The sequence below is a fragment of the Paenibacillus filicis genome (assembly GCF_038070315.1).
Lineage (GTDB): Bacteria > Bacillota > Bacilli > Paenibacillales > NBRC-103111 > Paenibacillus_G > Paenibacillus_G filicis.
Genome location: NZ_JBBPCC010000003.1, coordinates 318,813 through 341,760 on the forward strand (window position 1 = coordinate 318,813; position 22,948 = coordinate 341,760).

Here is a 22,948-nt window from a genome sequence, read left to right on the forward strand (position 1 = left end):
CTTCTTAACCCTTATTTAGTATAAAGGAGATTCTTATGGAAGACCAATGGAGAATATCGCCGCATGATCCGGCATGGAAAAGTCTGTTTCAGGCTGTCGCCTCCAGCTTAAGAGCTTCGCTCGGCGAAGCGGCCCTGCGCATCGACCATATCGGCTCGACCTCTATCGCCGGTTTAGATGCTAAGCCCATCATCGACATCCAAATCTCAGTTCCGGATGCTGAGAACCTGGCAGCCTACAAGAGCCGGATCGAACAGGCCGGATTCGTCTTACGGGAAGAAAATCCGGACAAAACGAAGAAGTATTTCCGGGAAATACCCGGCACACGAAGAACACATATTCACGTCAGGCAAGCCGGCAGTTTTTCCGAACAAGTCGCCTTGCTATTTAGAGATTATTTACGGACGCATCCTGTAGATTGTGTGAGGTATGCCCAGGAGTAGCACCGGCTTATGGAGCTCTTCCGGCATGACCGCCCCCGGTATGTGGAGGGAAAAGGGCCGATCATCTGGGACATTATTCAGAAAGCCCAGGCTTGGTCGCAGGAGACAGGCTGGAAGCCGGGTCCCTCAGACAAGTAAAAGTTGCACGAAAAAATCCACTATCCGGTCCGTCCGGTAGTGGATCCCCATCTACTATTTCTATTATTCTATTTCTATTTTTTCTGCTCCCCCGCGCCTGTTCCCATCTGCTCCTGTAGCCGCTCGCCTGCTACCTTGGCCAGCAATCTCGGCTTATCGGTAATGATGCTGCTAACGCCGAGCTCCAGCATCCGCTTCATCACCTCGGGATCGTTGACTGTCCATGCGAAGATATCCTTGCCGTATTGCCCGGCCAGCTTCAGCAGCTCCGGCTTCACTAGAGGATGCGCGATGCTGAGCGCGTCGTAATCCGGATTGCGGAGCAGCTTCTCCAGCGCTCCTGCTCCTTCGAGTTTATCGACAATCAGTCCAGTACGCAGCTCCGGATCGGCCTGCTTCACACGATGGAGAAGCTTTCCATCGAACGAGGTGAAGATGCAGTCTTTCCCGAATGATTTCCGCTTGACAATATCTGCCGACTTCTCAGCAAGCCGGACGCCATGTCCATTATTTTTCAACTCGATATTGAGTTTGATTCTCCCTTGAGCCGTGTCGATGACCTGCTCGAGCGTCGGCACCTTCTCCGCGGCATAACGTTCGCCGAACCAGCTTCCTGCGCTGGCGCTTGCAAGCTCGGCCGATGTCACCTGCCACATCGGTTTATCGATGCCTGTTGTCCGGCGTACATTATCATCATGCATCACCATGACAACGCCGTCCGAGGTCTCCTGGACGTCCAGCTCGGCATACCCCGCTCCTGCCCGGATCGCTTGACGGAAGGCGCTTAGCGTATTCTCAGGCGCCGACTCGGAGCTCCCTCGATGCGCCGTAATCCGCTCGCGGTAGGTCATGCCGCTGGCCTCGGAACCGGAGGTGACAGGCAGGGCGGGAATCATCGCTGTCTGCACAACCAGCAAGCACAGCAAGGCCCGTAGAACATTTGACATCGGCCGCTTCCTCCTAGTGATCTGACTTATGCTTAACGTACCATAAGTTCATTAGAAATCTATCAGCAGCAGGGTGCCAATTTCATCCACTTGCCAAACATTTTCCTAACAATCACAGGAGGTATGCCGGGGCCGGGATTTTCCTGATAAACGCGAACAGGCCAGAGCAGCTGCGCTCCGGCCTGTTGCATGCGTGCAAGGCACGCATTCAACCCTTAATAATAAGGTGAGATCAATACATACACGAGAACCCCGGTCGCGCTGACGTACAGCCAGATCGGCATCGTCCAACGGGCGATTTTGCGGTGGCGGGCGATCTTGCGGCCCAATCCGCTTGCCATCGTGAACAGAGCCAGCGGCACGTTCACGATCGCCAGCAGCACGTGGGTGATGAGCACGAAGAAGTACGTGTACTTCAGCCAATCCGGTCCGCCGAATTTCGTAGGCTCCGTCAGAAAGTGATAGGTGACGTAGGAGATGAGAAACAAAGCCGTCGATCCGAACGCTGCAAAGATCCAATTGCGGTGAACGTTAATATTCTTCTTCTTGATGGCAATCAGCGACAGCACCAGAAACACAAACGTAAAGCAATTAAAAATGGCGTTCAGCAGCGGAAAGATCGTCACATCGAACCCAACGTTCCCTTGATACGCCGGCAAAAAGAACAGACAGGCGATAATAGCAATCAGGATCAAAGAGAACACCGTGATCGCACCGTTAAAATTACGCGGTTTATTCATGAAAAGCCCCCATCCCGAAAAGATAGTCATTCTTGTCCCTTCTAGGATATGGGGTTTTGCCATCAAATACAATGCGTGATGCTCTAGTATTGTTACGGTTTCATGAAAATACCCGCGTGCCGTCTAACATCGCCTCAGGATGGCTTGATGCGGTTGTTGTCGACGTCCTCTCGCGGTTTGTCCAGCTTGATCTCCAGACGGTTCAGCGCTTGCCGAATTGCCTTGGCATGACTCAAGAGCTGGAACACCGCGTAGATGATGAAAATCCAAAATCCGAAAAAGAGCAAGGTCATGATAAGTCCTAGCGGATGTATGACACTAGCACCCATTAGCGTTCTCTCCCTTCATAATTGAAATGGCCGGACCGTATCGCACTTACCTCCCGGCAAACTTGATCTGCCCCTGGCTGTCGATCCCTCGAAACACAAAGCCCCCCTCTTCAGCTGCGGGCAGTTCGGTGTATAGCACGGCATACCTGTCCTCTACCTTCAGCTCCAAGCTTAGAGACGACCTTTGCCTAATCTCATCGAGCGTGTCGGCGGCCTCATCGTCCATAGGATCATTGCTGATCAGGACCGTAGTCATCTCAGGATCGAGCGTCTCGATGGCAAAGAGCGTCTCGTACTGTTTACTTTCATTGAGATGAGCCGACCAGGTTCGAAGAAGAGCATCATCTGGAAGTCTGGGGGCCAGCTGAGCGGCCGTGATGACCCGGTGCAGGATCCCCCATCGTGTCTCTAGCAATTGAGCATAGGTCATGACCGGAGTCTTCCATATCACAACCTTATGTGAACCAAAGGCTTTCTCGTACACTTTGCTTCCGCCAGGCGCAGGCACAGCTTGTTCCAGCGCCCGCTTCTCACTCCATGTATAGCCGGACGGAACAAGCCAGAACCATCCAAGCACAAGCACGAATAATAGCAAAACCATCATCGTTCGGGTCACCGCTCTTCCTCCTGACTGCACAGCTTGAACTTTGGTCAAAGTACCCCCGTGCTTCCTCCTCCATCACGGCCTTCATAAGCCTGACGCTAGCAAGTCCTCCAGCTCCGACAGCTGCTGCATATGGCCCGTCACCTCGACACCCCTTGCCTTCATCACCACTGGGTCAGTCTTGTAACTGACGAAGGCGATGCCCGCACCCGCCGAGGCTGCGCCGTCAATCCAGGAATCTCCCACAGAGAGCCAGTTGCTGGCAGGAAGCTGGGGGAACTGCTCCAGCACATAACTGAACCCCGAGCTGGAGGGCTTCAATGCCGTCATCTGCTCCCGTCCCGCGATCAGATCGAAGTATGCGGCGACTCCAGTAATCTCCAGCGCCTTCAGCGCAGCAGGCCGGGAATTATTGGTCACCACAACCAGCGTATATCGTCCATGCAGAGCTTCCAGTACCTGCAGGGCTCCCCGCTCCAGACCGGCCCCCTCCATTCCGCGCAGCTCATGCTCCGTGGCTATATCCATGGCTGCTGCGTACATCTCTGCCGTTAGGCCGCTAGACTTAGCCTGCTCCAGCATCGTAGAGGAAGTATGCTCGGACAACGGAAAATCCCCAGGCAGCAGCTGCAGGCCGAACAGGTATTCATAAATGTGCCGCTTCATCGCGGCAAAATCAATTCGTGACTGAAGCAGCGTATTGTCCATATCAAAAATGATTCCTTGAATCGGCATTCCGCCTCTCGCCTCTTTCTATGGTTTGGTTAGCGGGGAGCTCAGGCCCGCCTGATGCTGGGGCTCATTCGCTTTCCGGTATTGAGACGGCGTCATCCCGGTTTTCTTCTTGAAAAGCCGGTTAAAAAACTTCATATCCTGATAGCCGGTCCTCTGGGCGATGACAGAGATGTTGTCACGTGTCAATAGCAGCAGATCACAGCAAGCCTCTATCCGGCATTTGTGTATATAGTCCGTAAGCATCATCCCGGACCGGGCGATGAACCGGCGGCGGAACTGCCGCTCTCCCAGGCTAGCTTCAGCCGCCAGCTCCTTCACGTATACCGCTTCCTGCGGTTGGCTTCGTATCCTCTCTGCGATCCGGTCCAAAATACGGTCCGTCTCCTTCTCCCGTTCAGTCTCCGATGCCAATCCGGGCAACCTCCCATCTCCATGGAGTGGGCTTGCGCCCGCCGCATCCTGCGGAAGGAGCCTACGCTGAACCTGCACCAGAAGCCGGACGATCTCAGCCTGCACCATCGCCATAAAGCCCGGTTTCTTCTGCCGGAATTCCTCGTACATCCGATTGAAGGCGTGCTGGAAAGCATCCTCCCGGTCACGGAGGTACAACCAGGGCTGCTCCGGGTAACCTGTCTTCAGCAAGGCTTCCAGACTCTGATCGAGCCCAATTGCAGCGGACAGTCTCTCGACAAACCACTCGTTAAACAGACAGTTGTACACGATCAGATGGCCGCTGTCTTTCGCTGACGTTTTCGGACGGAATACATGGGAGGCCCCCCGTGGAAGCACGAACAGATCGCCCTTGGCAACCGGGATCGTCTGTCCCTCTATATGCTGATAGCCGCTGCCCTCACTGACGTAGCTAATCTCCAGAAATTCATGCCTGTGCTCCTCCAGATGGAATGATTCCGACACCCGGTTGATATGGAACGGCAGCTCCGGCGTCAAATACAGACTCCGGCTCGTGGTAATAATTCTCCGTTTGGCTTTCAAGCAGCTCACCCTCCCCCTGACCGTATCGACCCTATCTTTTGTCCGAATCAACCCATAAATCATTCTTCTTCTCAATCTATACTAAATATAATCTCATGTGAAGAAGGAGTCTGATTCAGATGAAGCTAGAGACAGAAACCGTGGAAGCAGCCTGGCAGGGACAATGGATATGGGGAGAAGGAGAACCGAGTCCGCGCAACGTCTGGCGCTGCTTCCGCAAGCGCTTCTCCCTGACGGAAGGGAACGGAGGCGATGCGACGCTCCGCATCACAGCGGACTCCCGTTACGTCCTCTTCGTCAACGGCACACAGGTTGGCCGGGGCCCTGTCCGCTCCTGGCCGTTCGAACTAGCCTACGACGAGTATGAAGTCGGCCATCTGCTCAAGACCGATCAGGTGAACGTAATCTCCGTGCTGGTGACCCATTACGGAGTATCGACCTTTCAATACCTGCTGGGGCGGGGAGGCTTGCTGGCCGAGCTGCGGCAATCCGGCCAGGCCGAGCCGTTGCTCGTGACAGATGCTACCTGGCAGACGGCCGTTCACGCTGGCTATGACCGTCACTCGTCACGTATATCCTGCCAGCTCGGATTCACCGAGATTATCGATTCCCGGGTGTGGGAAGACTCCTGGCTGGACCCCCGCTCTGAGCTGGACTGGGCAGCCGCCCAAGTGATCGGTCCGGCTGGTGTGGAGCCGTGGACCCGGCTGGTCAAGCGGCCGATTCCGTACCTGGCCGAGGAGCCGTTGTATCCTTCGCGCATCGAGACGGTCCGGGCCGTGAAGCCGGCGGCGTGGAGCGCGGTCATCGATCTGCGCAATCATCTGGTACCCGAGAGCGTGCACCATGCCAACAATATCTGGTTCGTCGGTTATCTTGCCACAGTGATCCGCCTGGAGCAGCCGGGCAAGGTTACTCTCGGCAGCGCCGATGACGGGCGGGTCACACATACCATAAGTATGAACGGGATCTGGTATGGGCCGGAAGCCTATACGGGCGATGACGGAGAGCGTTATCTGACTGTAGAGCTGCCAGCCGGCGATCACTTTGTGCTGCTTCATCTGAACAGCTGCAATCACGGCCATGGCTTCCACTTTGGCGTGGATAGCGACCAATCGTTCCAAGTGCTGTCTCCGCTGCCAGACGTAGAGGGGGACTCCCCGTTCGTCACGCTCGGCCCCTTCGATGTGGTGGAGATCATCGATCATCAGCCAGGACGCGAGCTTCGCCTGGACCATCCCGATCTGGAGAAGGCCCGGACCTTGTCAGCCCCCGGGGAACTGCAGGCATGGACGGAGTGGGTTCGTCCCATCCCGGCCGCTCTGGTCAATCTTCAAGATGTATTCACATCATCAGTCTGGACCTCTGTCGCCCGTCAACAGCCTGTGCCGCAGCAGCTTCATGCGATGGCTACCTCCGGGGCGACGCCAGGGATCGTACCGGTATTCGCCGGACTCGATACGGAGATCGTCATCGACTTCGGACGTGAGCTTTCCGGCTTCCTGGCCTTCGAGATCGATGCAGCAGCGGGAACCGTTATCGACCTGTACGGTTTCGAATATATGAACGGGGACGGCTGGAGGCAACAGACCTACCAGTTGGACAACTCGCTTCGCTATGTGTGCCGAGATGGCAGACAATCCTATGTATCCCCGGTTCGGCGCGGCCTGCGCTATGTCGCAGTCACGGTTCGCGGCGCTGAACGCGAGGTCCGCTGGCATAACTTGCGGATGATCCAGAGTCACTATCCGGTTGCGGAGACTGGTTCCTTCCAGAGCTCCGATCTGCTGCTCAATGAAATCTGGAGCCTGTGCCGTCACACGACGCGCTTGTGTATGGAGGATACGTTCGTCGACTGCCCAGCCTACGAGCAAACCTATTGGGTCGGGGACGCCCGCAACGAAGCTCTAATCAACTACTACGTCTTCGGAGCCAAAGAGATCGTCGAGCATTCGCTGCGGCTCGTACCCGGATCTGCCTTTCAAACCCCGCTGTATGCCGACCAGGTGCCCAGCGGATGGAATAGTGCCATTCCGAACTGGACGTTCTTCTGGGTATCCGCCTGCCTGGAATATTACCGATTCAGCGGAGATGCCCGGTTCGCTTCGGAGATATGGCCCTCGGTCCGTGCTACCCTGGACTGCTACAGGGATAACCTGGATTCTCAGGGGCTGCTGCGCATGAAGGGATGGAACTTCCTCGACTGGGCGCCGTTCGAGCAGCCGAAGGACGGCGTGGTGACGCCTCAGAATATGTTTATGGTCAAGGCCCTGCGGGATGCGGCCTCGCTGGCCGAAGCGGTAGGCGAGCCGATAGAGACAGCCCGGTTCATGGCGGAGGCCGAGCAACTGCGCAGAGCGATCAATGAGCATCTGTGGGACGAGAAGCTGGACGTATACGTGGACTGCCTGCATCCGGATGGTCGGCCCTCCGCAACGACGAGTATGCAAACCCAGGTCGCAGCCAGCCTGTGCGGAATTGCAGATGGAGACCGTGCCCGGCGGATGGGCGCTTATCTCGTAGATCCCCCGGCTGACTTCGTGCAGATCGGCAGCCCCTTCATGTCCTTCTTCTACCATGAAGCGCTGGCGAAGCAGGGTAGGCTGGATGTACTGCTAGCGGACATCCGCAAGCAGTACGGCACGATGATCGATTACGGAGCCACGACTTGCTGGGAAACCTACGCGAAGCCTGACAATCTGGCGCCAACACGCAGCCATTGTCATGCCTGGTCGGCAGGTCCCGCCTATTTCCTGGGTGCTTATGTGCTCGGCGTGACGGGCCTGACTCCCGGCTGGGACCGGGTACTCATCGCCCCCCACCCGGATTCGCTGGACTGGGCGCGCGGCTCCGTTCCGCTTCCCGACGGGGGCCGGATCGATATCTCCTGGCGGGTCGACCGGACCATCGGCCGCATGAAGCTCCGGGTCAGCGCCCCCGGAAGCGTGCGGCTCGAATATCAGGCACCTGAAGGCTTCGAACTGGACATAGAGAGCTGCCCCGTCGGATAGTGGCAACATCCGGGGCTGCCTTCTTATGAGCCTTCTACTGGCTGTACTGCACCCGCTTACCGCCGCGAATGGATGGGGTAAGCGGTGGCAGTGCCTCTGTCAGGAGCAGCCTCATGCCTGAGAGCCGGGGTCCTCATAGGCGGTTCAGCCGCTTGCCCTGATCTGTCTGTCGAACCGGTTAAGCCGTGTTCCCTGGTAAGTTAAATACCCGGTATCGCCTTCGACCAACAACCCGAATTGCTCAGACCGCACATGAAATTCCTGCCGCCTCCCGTCCTGGAACTCGAAAGTGACATAATAAGACGTATGTGCCGAGGAATTCCCGCTTCCTCCGGAAACTTCCGTTCTCTTCGCCACAACCTGGCAGGGAACCGTTATCTGCTCCGCAGCGTTATTGGAGCTCCACACAGTAATTCCCTTGACGATGATAAAAATAAACGTACCTATGATGATGGCAGCTATCAAAACAAAAATGACCGTGAATCCGAACGGTGGTCCGAACGAATGATCAAATGAACCGGGCACGTCAGCCTTCTCCTCCATTCTGGGTGCCGCAGCCGCTATATGCGAGCTGCGGCTCTTATACTTTTCTTTCTTTCCAGGAGCCAAGGAATCTATTATCTTGTGATTGCAGACCGCGCCTTTGGTGATCTACAAACTCTCCTTCTCCAGCTCCCTCACGCTTCCGTCCCGATACCCGACGACTACGCTCCCAGCCATCCCGATAAATAGTCCGTTGTCCACCACACCGGGGATCTGGTTGATCTGCTCGTGCAGAATCTGCGGATTGGTGATCCGGCCAAACGCACAGTCTGCAATATAGTTGCCATTGTCCGTTATATAAGGGCCATCGCCAGAAGAGAAAGTGCGCAGTGTGGCCTGACAGCCCAGGGAGGCCAGCCGCTTCAGCGTCCATTCATGCCCGAATTTGACGATCTCGACCGGCAGTGGAAATCTTCCTAATTGAGGCGCCAGCTTGCTCTCATCGACAATAATAACCAGCCGCTTGCTTGCAGAAGCTACGATCTTCTCCCGCAGCAGGGCTCCGCCTCCGCCCTTGGTTACATTCCATGCCAGGTCCACTTCATCGGCGCCGTCAATCGTCAGATCGATACCGTCGATCTCCGAGAAGGACACGATCGGGATACCGAGCTCCCGGGCCAGGCTCTCCGAATGACTGGAGGTGGCAATCGCGCGGATATGGAGACCTTCCTGCACTCTTTTGCCGATTTGCTGAATCGCCCAGTAGGCTGTGGTGCCCGTTCCTAACCCGACGACCATGCCATCATGGATATAGGCCACAGCTTTCTCGGCTGCTGCTCTTTTCGGTTCCATAGACTCACCTGCTTTTCTACGTATTTACTTCCAGTTTACAGGAAACCCATGGCAAAAAGCCATCCCTGTGTCGCCGGTACGGCGATCGGGAATGGCTCTTCTCTTCGGGATTCCTGCTATAACAAGCAGTTATCGCCTTATTTCAACCGCATAGCGTAAGACCTTTTGCAGCGCAGGAGATGCTTACTTCATCTCGAAATACTTCTGAAACTCGTCCAGCACCAGATTCGCCGCCTTGTAGCCGCCCGCCGAGTTCCAGATTGCCTCGTCCACCTTGAACACCTTGTTCGTCTTAGACACGTTCAGGTTTTTGAATAGCGGGTCGTTCATCCATTCCTCGACGACCTTGGTTGTGTCCGTCTTTCCTGGGGAATCCGAGGCGAAGTAGAACATGATGTCCCCGTCCATGCTTGGAATCTTCTCTTTCGTCAGCATTTCGATGAAGCCATCCCTATCCTGCGGAGCGGGACGAGCCATGCCGAGCTGGCCCAGCAGCTGCCCGGAGAAGCTCGTCCTCAGATAGATTCTCACCTGGGTAGGCGAGAAACGGACAATCGACACCTTCGTCGAGAGCTTGCTGCCCAGCTTTGCCTTGATCTCGTCCATACGCTTGTCGAATGCAGCCATCGCCTTCTCGCCCTCAGCCGTCTTATTCAAGGCTTCCGCATACAGCTTGAAATTATCCTTCCAGGCGGCTGCCAGATCGGCGGAGAACACTGTCGGGGCAATCTGCTTCAGCTGCTCATAAACCTTCTCCTGCCTTACCTTGGTACCTATGATCAGATCTGGCTTGAGTCCTGCGATCACCTCGATGTTCGGCTGCCCTTCGTCGCCGACGATCACGACATCCTTCATCTCTTCCTTGATGTGAGGATACCAAGGCTCGCCGAACCAGGACTTCACCGCCCCCACCGGCTTGACGCCAAGGGTTAACAGCGCCTCGGTCCCTTCGTTCGTCAGGATAACCACCCGCTTCGGCGTGCCGGTCAGCGTGGTTTCGCCCATCGCGTGCTTAATCACACGGGGAGCCTCGTTCTTTGACACTTCCGTCGAAGCAGGCGCTTGCGGCTGGCCTGCGCTTCCGCAGCCTGCAGCAACGAGCAGGAGCGTGGACATGAGCACGAGCGACCATGCCCGGCTGGTTCGTATATTTTGTAGTAAAGCTTTCATCTGGTTTTCCCCCTATACCTAAATAAAATCAATTGAGAATGATTATCAATATGAAATGTAATGCAAAAAAGCGTGGAAAGTCAACCATTTTGTTGAGAATGAGAATTATATTCATTGACAAAGCGAGGCGTAATCTCATAGAATTTCTAGGTGATCCTGTTTGTCCAACTTCAGATTTGAAAAGAGTGAAGAAGCCTTGGTCTTATTCAAAAATAGTCCAGCCCTCAGGCTCATCGGCCTGCTTGCCGGCGTGGTTCTGCTCATTTTGGTTCTGCTCGCCAGCGTCCTGCTCGGCCATCAGAATTTCAGCGTGCAGCAGCTCTGGCAGGCCTACAGCCAATTCAACGGCTCCAACGAGCACCTGATTCTACTTAACACCCGCGTCCCCCGGGCAATTATCGCAGCCATGGTCGGAGCAAGTCTGGCGCTGGCGGGCGCTATCATGCAGGTCATTACGAAAAATCCCATCGCCTCCCCCTCCGTATTCGGCATTAACTCGGGGGCGGTTCTGTTTATCGTGATCGGACTGGCCGCTTACGGCAGTTCGCTGACGATGGGCAGCATGGTCTGGATCGCCTTCGTCGGGGCAGGCGTGACCGCGCTGTTCGTCTATGTGCTGTCCATGCAGGGAGGCGCGCGCTATGAGCCGGTCAAGCTTACGCTAGCAGGCGCCTCTGTCGCCGCGTTCGCTTCCTCCATTACCTCGGGCATTATCCTGATCAAGAAGGATTCGCTGGAGACTGCGTTGTTCTGGATGATCGGCTCCGTCTCCGGACGACAGCTGGAGCATCTGGTCATCGTGTTGCCTTACATGGTGATCGGCTGGATCATCGCGCTGCTGCTCTCCGCCTCCTTGAACGTCGTCGCCCTTGGCGATGAGATCGCTCAGGGGCTTGGGCAGCGCATCATGCTCATCCGCGGTATAGCCGCTGCCGTGATCGTACTGCTAGCGGGCAGCTCCGTCGCCGTAGCGGGGCCGATCGCCTTTGTCGGCCTGATCGTTCCCCATCTATGCCGGTATATCGTAGGCACGGATCACCGCTGGCTGCTTCCGTACTGCGCGCTGGCGGGTGCTCTGCTGCTAGTCGGCGCCGATCTGGCTTCACGGTTTATTATCATTTCCAAAGAGGTTCCGGTAGGAGTCGCAACGGCGCTGATTGGGGTTCCGTTCCTGATTCATGTAGCGAGAAGGAGTAAACATGCTTAAACGTCAACGAAGCAAACCGTTAACCATTCTGGTACTGTTGAGCCTCCTGCTGGTGGGCTTGTCCTTGCTCAGTCTGTCGCTGGGCAGCGTCCGGATTCCGATCGGCGAGGTACTGTTATCCTTGACAGGGCAAAATCCAGGCAGCAACGATCTGATCATCACGCAGTTCCGGCTGCCGAGAATCGTCGGGGCGGTGCTCGTCGGAGGAGCTCTGGCGGTATCCGGCGCGCTGCTCCAAGGCGTCATCCGCAACCCGCTGGCATCTCCCGATATCATCGGCGTCACCGGTGGTGCCTCCGTGATGGTCGTCGCCTTCATGACGATCTTCGCCGGGAAGTACAGCATTAACTGGGTACCGTTGATCGCGATCGTAGGCGCATTCCTCGCGGCCGGCCTCAACTACCTGCTGGCCTGGAAGCGTGGTGTGTCGCCGTTCCGGCTCATCCTGATCGGAATCGGCATCTCAACGGCGATGAGCGCGTTGACGACATACCTGCTGCTCAGCGGTCCGTCCTATCTCGCTGCCCAGGTGCTGAACTGGACGACCGGCAGCATCTACGGGACGAACTGGAAGCATATCGCGGCGCTGTGGCCTTGGGTCGCTCTCTTCATCCCGCTGTCCATGTTCTACGCCAAGGAATTGAATGTGCAGTCCCTGGGGGAACCTGCCGCAGTTGGACTGGGCAGCCGTCTGCAGGTGAGCCGTATGATCGTGCTGTGCTATACGGTCGCACTAGCCGGCGCGGCGGTAGGCATCGCGGGTACGCTTTCCTTTATCGGACTGCTGGCCCCTCATATGTCGCGCAAGCTAGCCGGTAATTCGTACCAGCTGCTGATCCCGGTGTCCGGCCTCGTCGGCGGAATCATCCTGGTGCTCGCCGATCTGGCGGGGAGAATGCTGTTTCAGCCGCTCGATATTCCGGCCGGGGTCTTTACCGCAGGGATCGGGGCTCCGTTCTTCATGTATCTGCTGTTCAAACGCAAACCCGTTTAAAACATAGGCAAGACAATCCGGCAGGCAGCGGGGTACTCCCCTCCCCTGCCTTTTCTTTTGCCTTTAGACCCCCTATCCGTTCTATAGTCCTCCAGGGCTTACGACTCCTTTACTCCACTGGAAAAGGCAAGTATACTGCGCTTAGAAAATGTGAGTGATTACTCACTTTCATATCCTGAGGAGGAGGATGAGAATGACGCCCAGTCAAGCCAGTTGCCTGATTCTTCAGCAAGTGAGCCGTTCCTTCGGCAGCAAGGAGGTGCTTCATCACATCAACCTGCAGGTGTCCCGAAGTGAAATTTTCGGCCTGCTCGGCCCTTCCGGATCCGGCAAAACCACGCTGGTCAAAATGATCGCAGGCATCGATGCAGCTACCAGCGGGCGTATTGAACTATTGGATACCCCCGTACCCAAGCTGGATCTGATGAAGCGGATCGGATATATGGCTCAATCCGATGCCCTCTACCATGAACTGAGCGCCAAAGAGAACCTGGAGTTTTTCGGTTCCCTGCTTGGCCTGCGTGGGGAAAGGCTGAAGTCAAGAATAGGCAAAGTGATGGAGCTGGTGAACCTGACCGAGCATCTCAAGCGGCCAGTGGGAGCTTACTCGGGCGGGATGAAGCGAAGACTGTCTCTTGCGATTGCGCTCATACACGAGCCAGAGGTGCTGATTCTCGATGAACCGACCGTCGGCATCGATCCTCTGCTGCGCCAATCGATATGGAAGGAGCTGGGGAACTTGAGTCAGGCGGGCACGACTTGTCCCTCCCTCTCTGCCTGCTCCGCGTATCGAGTATCGGCATGGCTCAGCCGACATGTCTTCCTTCGACTATCTAGGTCCCGTGCTCATCGGAGTTTTTTCCTTCTTCTTCGTGTTTCTCATCGCCGGCGTATCTTTCCTGAAGGAACGCACGAGCGGCACCTTGGAGCGGCTTCTCGCTCCCCCGCTGTGACGCTGGGAGATCGTAGCCGGGTGCATCATCGGCTTCGGCATCTTCACCAGTCTCCAGGCCGTTCTCATCGCCTGGTACACCATTCATGTGCTTGGTATTATGATGGCAGGCTCCACCTTGTATGTACTCCTGATTACTCTGCTCTTATCCGTCATGGCACTTAGCTTCGGAACCTTCCTGTCCGCCTTCGCCAATACGGAGTTTCAGATGATTCAGTTCATCCCCCTGGTTATCGTGCCGCAAGTTTTCTTCTCCGGCTTGTTCGATCTAGAGAGCATGTCACCCTGTCTTCGCTGGCTCTCCCATCTCATGCCGCTCAAGTATGGCGCCGACGCGCTCCGAAGCGTGATGATCCGTGGAGAAGGCTGGAGCGCTATCGCGCCCGATCTGTATGTCCTGCTGGCACTCGCGCTCGTCTTCATGCTAGCGAACGTGCAGGCGTTGCGTAAGCATCGGCATATATAGTAGGCTTAACAGAAAGCGTATGTACAGGAAAGGGGGACCCTCCTATGTCTGAAACGAAGGAGCCATGGCTGGGAGAACTGCTGCGGCTGGCCGAAGCAGAGGATCCCGTGAAAACCGTCAAACAGGGAAAGATCTTGGAGGCGGCGATCGAAATTTTCTCCGAAAAGGGCTATGCCGCTACTTCCACCAGCGAGATCGCTCAGCGTGCCGGCGTCGCCGAAGGCACCATATTCCGGCACTATAAGACCAAGAAGGACCTGCTGCTGTCCATAGCCGGACCAATTGCCGCCAAGATGGTCGCACCGTTTCTAATGCGCGAATTTGCCAAAATTATCGACTTCCCCTATAACTGGGTTGAAGATTTTTTCAGATCGATCGCCAAGGACCGGCTGATCTTTGCCCGCCAGAACGCCAAGCTGATCAAGATATTGCTGCATGAGGTTCCATTTCACCCTGAGCTGCTCGAGCAGCTCAAGGGCATGCTGACTCATATCGTCTTCCACCGGATCGAGAAGGTCGTCCTGCATTTCCAGGCGCAGGGCCAGGTGATCGAGGCTCCCCCGTGGAGAATCATGCGCTCCGCAGCCAGCCTGTTCATCGGCATGATCGTCACTCACGTCTTTCTCGTGCCTGAGCATCCTTTCGATGAAGACGAAGAAGTCGAGCGCACGCTGGACATCCTGATGCACGGCATCTCTCCCGCAGGGCGCAACGCCTGACTCATACTCCCGTAAAATGAGAAAAGGCCTGACGGAATTTCCGTCAGGCCTCGCTACATTCTGCAAGGCGAGATCCGAACAAGCGACTATTTCGCCTTCCTTCCCACGCCTGATTACAGCCTATCGGTCATGCACAACCTGCGTTCCCGCGATCAAGTCGTGCAGCGAACGCTTATCCTCACGGACAACAACCATCACAAGGCTGACGATCGCCGCAATCCCGAACGTGATGCCATACACCAATCCGCCGACTACATTGCGCAGCAGCATCGTTCCAAGCCCCGGCGGGAAGCCGTCCAGCTTGCTGATCCGAATCCCGCAGATCCGCTTGCCGATGGTGAAGCCTCTCCAGAATATAGGCAGCAATAAGGAATATAAAAACGACAATGCCTTCGTTACCGGCTCATTATTCTCCAGTCCGCCACTTATGATCGCCCCCAGAATCGCTAGTGGAAGCGCAATAATCAAAGCATCCAGCAAAACCGCTCCAAGTCTGATCCAAAAGCCTGCTGCATTCACGGCCATTCCTCCTCAGATACAGGATGTAAATCCTCTGTCATACTGAGCATCTACTTTCCAGGATGTTAACTCAGCTTAAGCATTTTACCATTAATATCCTATCTTTGGAAGACTTAATATTCTCCGGCAGCAGGCGGATCACGACATCCATTTTAGGCCCATGACCGATATAAGAATCAATCCTATGAAGAAGACACGCTTCCATTCCTTCGGCTCGCCGAACATATACATCCCCAGCAGCGTGCTTCCCGCAGCTCCTATACCCGTCCAGATCGCATAAGCCGTACCCATCGATATGTGCATCATAGCGACCGTCAGCAAGGAGAAGCTGGCCCCAAGCGATACAACCAAAAACAAATATGAAGACGCATTACGGTACTTGGTCACCCGCTTCAAAGCAATGACACCGATCACTTCACATAGCCCTGCAGCAACAAGAGCAGCCCATTCCATCAGACTTCACCTGCTTTTTTTGCCGGAGCTTCCGGGTCTTTGGTTACCAGCTTGAGCCCTAGCACACCGGCCGCCATGATTGCAATAAACAGCAGCTTCAACGGCTTGGCGGGCTCTCCGAATACGAGAATTTCTACGATAACCGTACCGGCCGTTCCAAGTCCCGTGAACATCACGTACACCGTGCCGATCGGAAGCTTGGAGGCAGATTCAATAAATACTTTAAAGCTGAATACAATCGATGCAATCGTAATCAGCCATTCCCACCATGTCGTGGAATGCTTCAGTCCGGATACCCAGACCACTTCCAAGGCTCCTGCCAGCAATAAGAGCCACCATTCTTTTCTCATTCCAGTATTCTCTCCTTCTATATCTATGCGATAGAGCCAGTCATATACCGCTTACTCCTATTGTAGCAAAGATTGGCCTATCGTATAATGATTAATAACGATAAGTCCATCATTATTTTTGATACCTAGAGGAGGGCAGACCGTGGAACTGACCGATCTCAAAGTTTTTATAACCATCGCAGAGGAAGGCAGCGTCTCGCGTGCGGCGGAACGGCTGGGTTACGTACAGTCTAATGTGACCGCTAGAGTTCGGAAGCTGGAGGATGAGCTTGGGGTTTCGCTATTTCACAGGCATCCCAAGGGCATGTCGCTGACCGAGAAAGGGAGCTCTTTTCAGGAGTATGCCTCTGCTATCCTGCATATGTCCGAAGAAGCCGTCAAGTCGGTACGAGAAACACCGTATCCGAGCGGACCGTTATCGATCGGTGTCGTCGAGACCGTCCATTGCGGTAATTTTCTGAACGCTCTATCCGACTACCAAGCGAAATATCCCGAGGTCTCGCTGTCTTTGGGGACCGGAAGCTCATCGGAGCTGCAGTCCAAAGTTCTGAACTATGAATTGGACGGAGCCTTCGTCACCGGCGAGATCATATCTCCCAAGCTGGTTTCCGCTTATAGCGAGCAGGACGAGCTTCGATTATTAACCAAGCAGCCTGATACCGATTACCCGGATATCCGGCAGATGAAATGGGCGGTCTCCCCGAAGGGTTGCCCGTTCCGAAAGGTTCTGGAGACGTGGCTTCAAAGCGAAGGCATTCCTCTTATGAATATGATCGAGATCGGCTCCTTGGAGACGCTCCTCGGTTGCGTGCGGACAGGACTCGCTTCCACTTTGCTGCCTACATCTGTCTTGTACGGCACTTACGAGCAGTTAGGCATCTTCCCTATTCCGGAAAAATTCCGTTTTACTCAAACAAGCCTGATCCGCCGGGATGGCAGGTTTTCAAGCAAAGCTTTTACGGCTTTCGTCGAAATGGTCAAAGCCAACGGGATGTAAATGAATTAAATAAAGACGAAAACCGCAGGAGTCATCGCCCCCTGCGGTTTTATTCATGCTTAAGTTATTTTACGACATTCACGGTCGTCGTCTCACTAAACGTGCTGCCCGAAGCGTTGACCAGCTCTGCCCGGTATTCGTACTTGCCGAGCGCACGGCCGGTAATAGCCGTAACCGCCTTCTGTGCCGCTGGCGATGCCACCTTCAGTGGCTTGGTATCGATCAGTTGACCATTCTCGTAAAGACGGTATTCGGAGCCGTTCGTGCCCCACCACATATCCATCGTAACCTGGTAGTTGCCATCGCCATCCCAGTTATCCTGGGACAGAACCGGCTTGGCCGGGGAAGCCTCCGTCACTGTCACCGTATGCGGCTGACAAGGCGTCGAACCGCTGTCATTGATCAGTTCACAAGTGTACGTATACGTCCCATTCGTCCGCCCTGTTACGGGTGTCTTCACGAGTTGGGCAGCCGGAGTCGCTCCCTTTAATTCGCTCGTGCCGATCAGTGTGCCGTTCTCATACAAACGCAATGTGGAACCATTATTTCCCCACCACATATTCATCGTGATGATATAGCTGCCATCGCGCAGACCGTCTTGACCATTATCGTCAGAAAGCACCGGTTGACCGGGTACACCCACGGAGGAAGGCTGCGTTACCTGGAAGGAAAAGCTCTTCTCCGACACGTTGCCTGCCGCATCCGTCACACGGTACTGGACGGTATGCGCACCGAGGCCGATATCCTTGGCCGGGCGGGAAGTTCCGCTGACGATCTCCTGTCCATCGAGCAGCAGCTTTTGCTCGGCTACGCCGGACAGGTCATCCTTGCTGACGAGATCGAATTGGACCGTCTCTGTGCTTTTCACATCCCCTACCGGCTTGCCCGATTGAGTCAGCGTAACCGTAGGAGCCGTCTTATCCAACTTGACTGTCACCGTCTTCGCAGCTTCCTGGTTGCCTGCACGGTCGGTGGAATAGTACTGGACGGTATTCGTGCCCTCAACTTCGATGGAGAACGGTGCCGTGTAGACGGCACCCGCTCCCCCATTAATCGCATAATGTGTGGTGACCGGCACAGACTCGGCTTCCTGAGCGGTCAGTGTTACCGTAACATTCCGGTTGAACCATCCGCTCGCCGGGACAGCTTCGGACAAGGAAGCGGTCGTAACCGGAGGCGTCGTGTCCGCTTGCGCGAAGAAGTCGCCGAGTCCTCTAGGCTTTACCTGATAAGCACCCTTGAAAATAGCTGCGATGCCTTTGATGCTTACAACCTGGCCGTCTTGGTAAGGAAAGTTTGCTTGGCTTAAGCCTGTCCGTACGTCTACACGCACATGATTGCTGACTGTTCCCTGTACAGCATCGAATTCGAAAGATCCGGCCGGTGTTGCGCTGACGATATTGCGGATCGTGACATCCTGCAATTCAATCAATTGACCTTGATTAGCGTTATTGACCGCTGTGGCCGGCACAGCAGCAGGCAGTGGAGCTGTGCCCGTCTTTTCGATCGCAACCGGCTCTACCAATTCAAGCTCCGTATTGTACACAGCCAGTGAGGCCGTGATCTTCACGACATCTCCCTGGTGAAAGCCGCTTTGGCTCTGGAACACATAGATACCGCCTGTCGCATCCTGCAGATAGAAGGCTTGTCCGCCGAAAGCTCCGGGCTCCGTCGTGACGACGCCCTCTACGGTAACTACCTTGCCTTCAGCTTTACTGCGAGCTTCCGCTACCGTAATCTTAGCCGGAATGGGTCCCTCTTCTACTGGAAGTGGCTCAGCCGGCACATTGGCAATCGTTACGGCTTTAGTCACCAGGTTGTTCCCGTTCTGGCGCAGACGAAGGTTAGCCGCCCCATTCGTACCCGGCTTGATTTTCACATTCAGATCCTTATAAGCACGGCCCTGGCTGTTGGCAGTTACGCTGAACGGAGCGCTATAGTTATACGAAGTCGGCCATGTGCCGTCCGCATTCTGAACCATAGCCACTTGCGTACCGCCAGCAAGATAGACGCCTGCACTGAAGCCGGATACGGTCGTATTGGCCGGCAGGTTCTCAACAACGACGCGGATCTGGAACTCCTGCGCATTAGGCAGCTGTGCCTGATGCACCAGGCTGTAAGCAGGGTTAATAGGAGCAGAAGTCCCGCCGTAGGAACCCGGCTTGAAGGTCGTGGGATCATACCACTTGTAGCCTGCAGCAGGGGCAGCCCAAGGCTCCGGTTGCGGCTCTGTGGAAGCAGCCGGATCTTCGATAGGAAGCAGCGCAGTTGCCTGATCGAGCTGCAGTCCCGGTACCTGTGTCAAGCTGGTATAGCTCTCCTTCTTAGCCAGCCAGTTCACCGTATTGACGAGCAATACGGCATCGTCCTGCTCCTTGAAGCCGTCATACGTCGTTTTCTTGGCCCCGGTTTCCTCACGCAAGTATTTCGGCGTCGCATCCTCGACCGGCGAGGAATCGCCGATGAAAGCCGCCTTGCCTGCGCCTACTTTACTAACGGCCACATAAGGGCCCTCGGCGACGCCTCCGCCGTTGTACACACCCTGATCGACCGCATTAGGCCATGCCTGATTCGTCTGCGGCAGATAGACGATCCCCTTCGCCTTGGTCGGATCGGTAATCGCCAGCGTCGAGCCAGCGTGCATCGCAACGCCGGAAACCCCGGCAGTGATACCGAACGCCTGAGCGGGGGACACGATGTTATTGGCTGTTATATCGCCGAGCGCATTATAGCGGAAGCGCACGCCAAACTTGGTTCCCAGCCAGTCCGAGCTCACCACGCCCTGCATCGCTGCGGAATTGCGTTCTTCCGTGCTCATGCCCTTGGCCGGATCGGTCCAGGCTCCACGCCGGTAGCCGTTGATAGCCTCGGAGCCGTCCCAACGGTTCTTGTTGCGATCGGCATTATAGTGGTCCCCGATGAAGAAGATCGCGCCGCCGCCCTGTACATATTGCTCCATGGCAGCCTGCTCGGTTTGCTTGAACGGAATATTAGGTTCTGCAATGACGAAGACGTCATAGTCCTTCAGATCGTTATAAGTAAACGGCGTTGCCTTGCGAAGCTCTTTCACATAATAGCCGTTCGCCGCCAGCGCTTGCCCAAAATCCGAGAACCCGCCGTCGATGACCCAATCGGCTGCTCCGGCCGTCTGTGCATGCGTATTGTCGAAAAGTACTTTCTTGCCGGCGTTTTCATTGACAATCTTCGCTTCAATGTAGGGTGCCGGATCAGATGGTCCTTCCGCTAATGCGGAGGGCGCTCCTCCCAGCAAGCCAATCTGCAGGGGTAGTGCCAAGGACAGCGCCAGCAAGGACTTCATCCATGCGGACTTAAATCTAACTATCTTTCCCATCATATTCCTCCCGAGTAAAATAATTGATGAATACTCTTCTATTCTACCACAGGTTAAAGAGAGAGAATGATAGTTTTTTGTAAATTATTAGGAACTAAAACCGAATTGTACCTGAAATGCACCCAGTACCTGCTGGTTAACCGTACGATCGTAAACGGCAAATACGATTAGGTCGAATAACCTTCCATATTTCTCCTCCGTCAGCACCTGTCCGAATTGACGCGCTACATCGGCCGGCACATGGCGGAACACCCCGCAGCCAAAAGCACCCAGCACCAGCGTCCGGTGTCCATGGCTTGCAGCCAGCGACAGGATATAGCGGATTCGCTCCAGCATCACGGGCTCGATGAGGCTGGAATCTTCAAACCCGCGTTCCCGTACGACCCCGGCATTCACAGCCGGAGCGGTGATCATGGAGACCAGGTGAGGCCTCTCCAGTAAGGTGCCGTCATCTTCCCGCAGTACAGGGACATCAGGTGAGTAGATCATATGATGGGAGTACAAGCATGACTTTCTCTCCCGGTTATAGGCATACATCTCTGTCATCTGGGCGATGCAGGGATAGAGAGCGGACGAGCGGGCCAGACTCTCCTCCTGAGCTTGACTGCCTCCGAGAAAGCCGCCGCCAGGATTTTTGGCCGATGCAAAATTCAAGCAAAGCGTATCTGCCCGCCCTTCCTGCTCTACCAGCCGGCGAACAGCCTGCAGAGTCGTTTCACCCGTAACCTCGATACGAGGCCCTCCGGTTTCACCGCTTTCTTGCGTATTCACATCCAGACGGGCTAACGCCTTCTCTTGGATACGGGGCAGTTCATCCGGCGTATACAGCTTCGAGCCTTCGACAGCTCTTCGAACCGCCTCACCGAGATCGACTCGCGATCCTGAGGGGGTCGTGTAGAAGCCCCGCTCCAGAATATTCAGCGTTTCCCGGGCCATATGGCTTCTTGCCACCCGGTTGTCACTGCGTTCATGTATGTTCATCGTTTATTTCACCTCAAGTTCATGTTTCTCTTGCTGCAGCAAATCCTCCCGGAGCTTCGTCAAGATCTCACCGAGCCAATTCTTGCCCCGCCATTTGCTGCGATTGTGAAGATCCGGATGTTCCTCAGGCAGACCTACACCCCAGATCCGGTCAGTCGGACTAGCCTCCACTAACGTCGTTCCCCGGGTGTCCAGCAGTATATCGAGCAGATCTTTATTTTGAGTAAACTTGGCATAATTCGCCTCATAAACGAAGGCTTTCGCATGCTGCTCCCATACCTCACGGTCGAAATTCCGCACTTGACGGCCAAGCTCCTTTTGTACCCTTGGGGAGGAAGTATTCAGCATCTTCCTGGCGGCTTGCTCGTCTCCGAACAATAGAGCCTTCTGCACCATCATATATTGCTCCGCACAGTTGTAGGTGACCTCCTTCACGTTGAAGGAGGCCGGATACCACTGAGAGAACGGGGATTCCGTCCGGTAAAACGGTGTAAACTTTTACATGCTGAGTTCCTCTCTTTCCTGACTAGGTTCACTACCAAGTCCTCTCCCATCTCGGCTTGTAACGGTATAGCTTAGAGGGGCGGTGTCCGGCATCCTTGGTCGATTCATTGGTTTCTGCGACAACATCGGCGATCTTCCGGCGGAAGGCTGCCGCCAGCAGCTCCTTGCCCAGAATAACTTCATACACCTGCTGCAGCTCCGACAAGGTAAACAGTGGCGGCATCAAATGAAACGCGATATCCGTATACTCAATCTTGTTGCGCAGCCGCTCGATGGCATATTCGATCATCTTGGCATGGTCGAAGGCTATTCCGTCAGCCTCGATGATCTCCCGGCGGACCTGAGTGACGCTGCCGTTCATAGACTCCGTCACCCGCACGGTCGCCGACAAAACCTCTTCACCATGCCTCAGCTCCATAGTCACCAGTCTCTCCAGGTCGCAGCCCTGCTCCGTCATCGTCCTCTTCTCCTGAATGATGCTGTAGGCTACCTCCCACCAGGCGGCATCGGCCGCATCATCCCCGGCTCTCACATCCATAGAAGTGCGGTCTGCTAAGGCCATGTAGGAGCAGCTGATAACCCGCGTACGGGGGTCACGGTTCGACTCCCCCCAGGCGAATAATTGCTCCATGTACACGTTGTCGATGTTCGTTTCACTATGAAGCTCCCGCCTTGCGGCCTCATCCAGACTCTCCCGCATCGATACGAAGCCGCCGGGCAGCGCCCATTGCCCGAGATACGGATGCTCGCCTCGCTTGATCAGCAGGAGCTGCAGCGCCTTCTCGGGGAGTTTCCTATAATTATTCTGTTCCTTGTTGGTCACGGTAAAGATCAGCATATCTACCGTTACCGACGGACGCTCATACTGGCTGGCATCATAGATTTGCAAAAATTCAGGCTCAGTCAAGCCGTTCTGGTCACGAAGAGGATTTTCAGTCATTGAAGAGGCTCCTTGGGCAGATTTTCATATTATTAAGTTGATAATAATATATAGTTAATATCTAATTAG

General features: G+C 55.2%; 22 protein-coding genes and 3 pseudogenes. 9 read left to right on the forward strand and 16 right to left on the reverse strand.

Features of this window, described 5'->3' with window-relative positions:
- The first annotated feature begins 35 nt into the window (after positions 1-35).
- The gene (locus WMW72_RS07780; protein ID WP_341414864.1) at positions 36-443 is read left to right on the forward strand and encodes a GrpB family protein; all 408 of its coding nucleotides are present in this window, start codon (positions 36-38) and stop codon (positions 441-443) included.
- 9 nt (positions 444-452) lie between these two features.
- Entirely contained in the window at positions 453-581 is a 129-nt protein-coding gene (locus WMW72_RS07785; protein ID WP_341414865.1) for a hypothetical protein, read from the forward strand.
- Between the two features lie 74 nt (positions 582-655).
- On the opposite strand, the gene WMW72_RS07790 is transcribed toward WMW72_RS07785, so the two are convergent.
- The 6 genes from WMW72_RS07790 to WMW72_RS07815 all read right to left on the reverse strand — a co-directional run bounded on the left by WMW72_RS07790 (position 656) and on the right by WMW72_RS07815 (position 4,929).
- Positions 656-1,528 carry a glycerophosphodiester phosphodiesterase gene (locus WMW72_RS07790; protein ID WP_341414866.1) on the reverse strand — a complete coding sequence of 291 codons (873 nt, stop codon included), beginning with the start codon at positions 1,526-1,528 and terminating at the stop codon, positions 656-658.
- A 215-nt stretch (positions 1,529-1,743) separates the two neighbouring features.
- The gene (locus WMW72_RS07795) at positions 1,744-2,268 is read right to left on the reverse strand and encodes a DUF420 domain-containing protein (RefSeq protein ID WP_341414867.1); all 525 of its coding nucleotides are present in this window, start codon (positions 2,266-2,268) and stop codon (positions 1,744-1,746) included.
- A gap of 134 nt (positions 2,269-2,402) precedes the next feature.
- The gene (locus WMW72_RS07800) at positions 2,403-2,597 is read right to left on the reverse strand and encodes a hypothetical protein (RefSeq protein ID WP_341414868.1); all 195 of its coding nucleotides are present in this window, start codon (positions 2,595-2,597) and stop codon (positions 2,403-2,405) included.
- 46 nt (positions 2,598-2,643) lie between these two features.
- On the reverse strand, positions 2,644-3,213 hold the full coding sequence (locus tag WMW72_RS07805) for a hypothetical protein (protein WP_341414869.1): 570 nt from the start codon (positions 3,211-3,213) through the stop codon (positions 2,644-2,646).
- A gap of 72 nt (positions 3,214-3,285) precedes the next feature.
- On the reverse strand, positions 3,286-3,936 hold the full coding sequence (locus tag WMW72_RS07810; RefSeq protein WP_341414870.1) for an HAD family hydrolase: 651 nt from the start codon (positions 3,934-3,936) through the stop codon (positions 3,286-3,288).
- 18 nt (positions 3,937-3,954) lie between these two features.
- Positions 3,955-4,929, reverse strand: a complete 975-nt coding sequence (locus WMW72_RS07815; protein ID WP_341414871.1) for a helix-turn-helix domain-containing protein — start codon at positions 4,927-4,929, stop codon at positions 3,955-3,957.
- 119 nt (positions 4,930-5,048) lie between these two features.
- Here WMW72_RS07815 and WMW72_RS07820 point away from each other — a divergent pair, with 119 nt between their 5' ends.
- On the forward strand, positions 5,049-7,940 hold the full coding sequence (locus WMW72_RS07820) for a family 78 glycoside hydrolase catalytic domain (RefSeq protein WP_341414872.1): 2,892 nt from the start codon (positions 5,049-5,051) through the stop codon (positions 7,938-7,940).
- Positions 7,941-8,084: 144 nt separating this feature from the next.
- On the opposite strand, the gene WMW72_RS07825 is transcribed toward WMW72_RS07820, so the two are convergent.
- The 3 genes from WMW72_RS07825 to WMW72_RS07835 form a co-directional block, all read right to left on the reverse strand.
- Positions 8,085-8,465 (reverse strand): DUF2500 domain-containing protein, encoded by a 381-nt coding sequence (locus WMW72_RS07825; RefSeq protein ID WP_341414873.1) that lies wholly within the window; start codon positions 8,463-8,465, stop codon positions 8,085-8,087.
- 126 nt (positions 8,466-8,591) lie between these two features.
- A complete protein-coding gene (gene rpiA / locus WMW72_RS07830; protein WP_341414874.1) occupies positions 8,592-9,275 on the reverse strand; it encodes a ribose-5-phosphate isomerase RpiA in 684 nt (227 codons plus the stop codon).
- A gap of 183 nt (positions 9,276-9,458) precedes the next feature.
- Positions 9,459-10,445, reverse strand: a complete 987-nt coding sequence (locus WMW72_RS07835; protein ID WP_341414875.1) for an ABC transporter substrate-binding protein — start codon at positions 10,443-10,445, stop codon at positions 9,459-9,461.
- A 196-nt stretch (positions 10,446-10,641) separates the two neighbouring features.
- On the opposite strand from WMW72_RS07835, the gene WMW72_RS07840 reads away from it, so the two are divergent.
- The 5 genes and pseudogenes from WMW72_RS07840 (at position 10,642) to WMW72_RS07860 (ending at position 14,783) form a co-directional block, all read left to right on the forward strand.
- Positions 10,642-11,652, forward strand: a complete 1,011-nt coding sequence (locus tag WMW72_RS07840; RefSeq protein WP_341414913.1) for a FecCD family ABC transporter permease — start codon at positions 10,642-10,644, stop codon at positions 11,650-11,652.
- Entirely contained in the window at positions 11,645-12,646 is a 1,002-nt protein-coding gene (locus tag WMW72_RS07845) for a FecCD family ABC transporter permease (RefSeq protein WP_341414876.1), read from the forward strand. The genes WMW72_RS07840 and WMW72_RS07845 overlap by 8 nt, the downstream gene beginning before the upstream one ends.
- Before the next feature lie 193 nt (positions 12,647-12,839).
- A pseudogene (locus WMW72_RS07850) lies at positions 12,840-13,406 on the forward strand (ABC transporter ATP-binding protein); the annotation flags it as partial.
- A gap of 22 nt (positions 13,407-13,428) precedes the next feature.
- Positions 13,429-14,064 (forward strand): annotated as a pseudogene (locus WMW72_RS07855) (ABC transporter permease); the annotation flags it as partial.
- Positions 14,065-14,108: 44 nt separating this feature from the next.
- A complete protein-coding gene (locus tag WMW72_RS07860) occupies positions 14,109-14,783 on the forward strand; it encodes a TetR/AcrR family transcriptional regulator (RefSeq protein ID WP_341414877.1) in 675 nt (224 codons plus the stop codon).
- A 120-nt stretch (positions 14,784-14,903) separates the two neighbouring features.
- Here WMW72_RS07860 and WMW72_RS07865 read toward each other — a convergent pair whose 3' ends face one another.
- The 3 genes from WMW72_RS07865 to WMW72_RS07875 form a co-directional block, all read right to left on the reverse strand.
- A complete protein-coding gene (locus tag WMW72_RS07865; protein ID WP_341414878.1) occupies positions 14,904-15,308 on the reverse strand; it encodes an RDD family protein in 405 nt (134 codons plus the stop codon).
- 132 nt (positions 15,309-15,440) lie between these two features.
- On the reverse strand, positions 15,441-15,755 hold the full coding sequence (locus tag WMW72_RS07870) for a DMT family transporter (RefSeq protein WP_341414879.1): 315 nt from the start codon (positions 15,753-15,755) through the stop codon (positions 15,441-15,443).
- Positions 15,755-16,105, reverse strand: coding sequence for a DMT family transporter (locus WMW72_RS07875; RefSeq protein WP_341414880.1), 351 nt, complete (start codon positions 16,103-16,105; stop codon positions 15,755-15,757). Before WMW72_RS07875 ends, WMW72_RS07870 begins: the two co-directional genes overlap by 1 nt.
- A gap of 142 nt (positions 16,106-16,247) precedes the next feature.
- On the opposite strand from WMW72_RS07875, the gene WMW72_RS07880 reads away from it, so the two are divergent.
- The gene (locus tag WMW72_RS07880; RefSeq protein WP_341414881.1) at positions 16,248-17,102 is read left to right on the forward strand and encodes a LysR family transcriptional regulator; all 855 of its coding nucleotides are present in this window, start codon (positions 16,248-16,250) and stop codon (positions 17,100-17,102) included.
- Positions 17,103-17,166: 64 nt separating this feature from the next.
- Here the strand turns inward: WMW72_RS07880 and WMW72_RS07885 are convergent, their stop codons facing one another.
- The 4 genes and pseudogenes from WMW72_RS07885 to WMW72_RS07900 all read right to left on the reverse strand — a co-directional run bounded on the left by WMW72_RS07885 (position 17,167) and on the right by WMW72_RS07900 (position 22,879).
- The gene (locus tag WMW72_RS07885; protein WP_423227523.1) at positions 17,167-20,454 is read right to left on the reverse strand and encodes an OmpL47-type beta-barrel domain-containing protein; all 3,288 of its coding nucleotides are present in this window, start codon (positions 20,452-20,454) and stop codon (positions 17,167-17,169) included.
- Between the two features lie 87 nt (positions 20,455-20,541).
- Positions 20,542-21,435, reverse strand: a complete 894-nt coding sequence (locus tag WMW72_RS07890) for a TIGR02452 family protein (protein WP_341414883.1) — start codon at positions 21,433-21,435, stop codon at positions 20,542-20,544.
- Positions 21,436-21,438: 3 nt separating this feature from the next.
- A pseudogene (locus WMW72_RS07895) lies at positions 21,439-21,933 on the reverse strand (NADAR family protein); the annotation flags it as partial.
- 37 nt (positions 21,934-21,970) lie between these two features.
- Positions 21,971-22,879: an NUDIX hydrolase gene (locus tag WMW72_RS07900; protein ID WP_341414884.1), complete on the reverse strand. Its 909-nt coding sequence runs from the start codon at positions 22,877-22,879 to the stop codon at positions 21,971-21,973.
- Between the last annotated feature and the right edge of the window lie 69 nt (positions 22,880-22,948).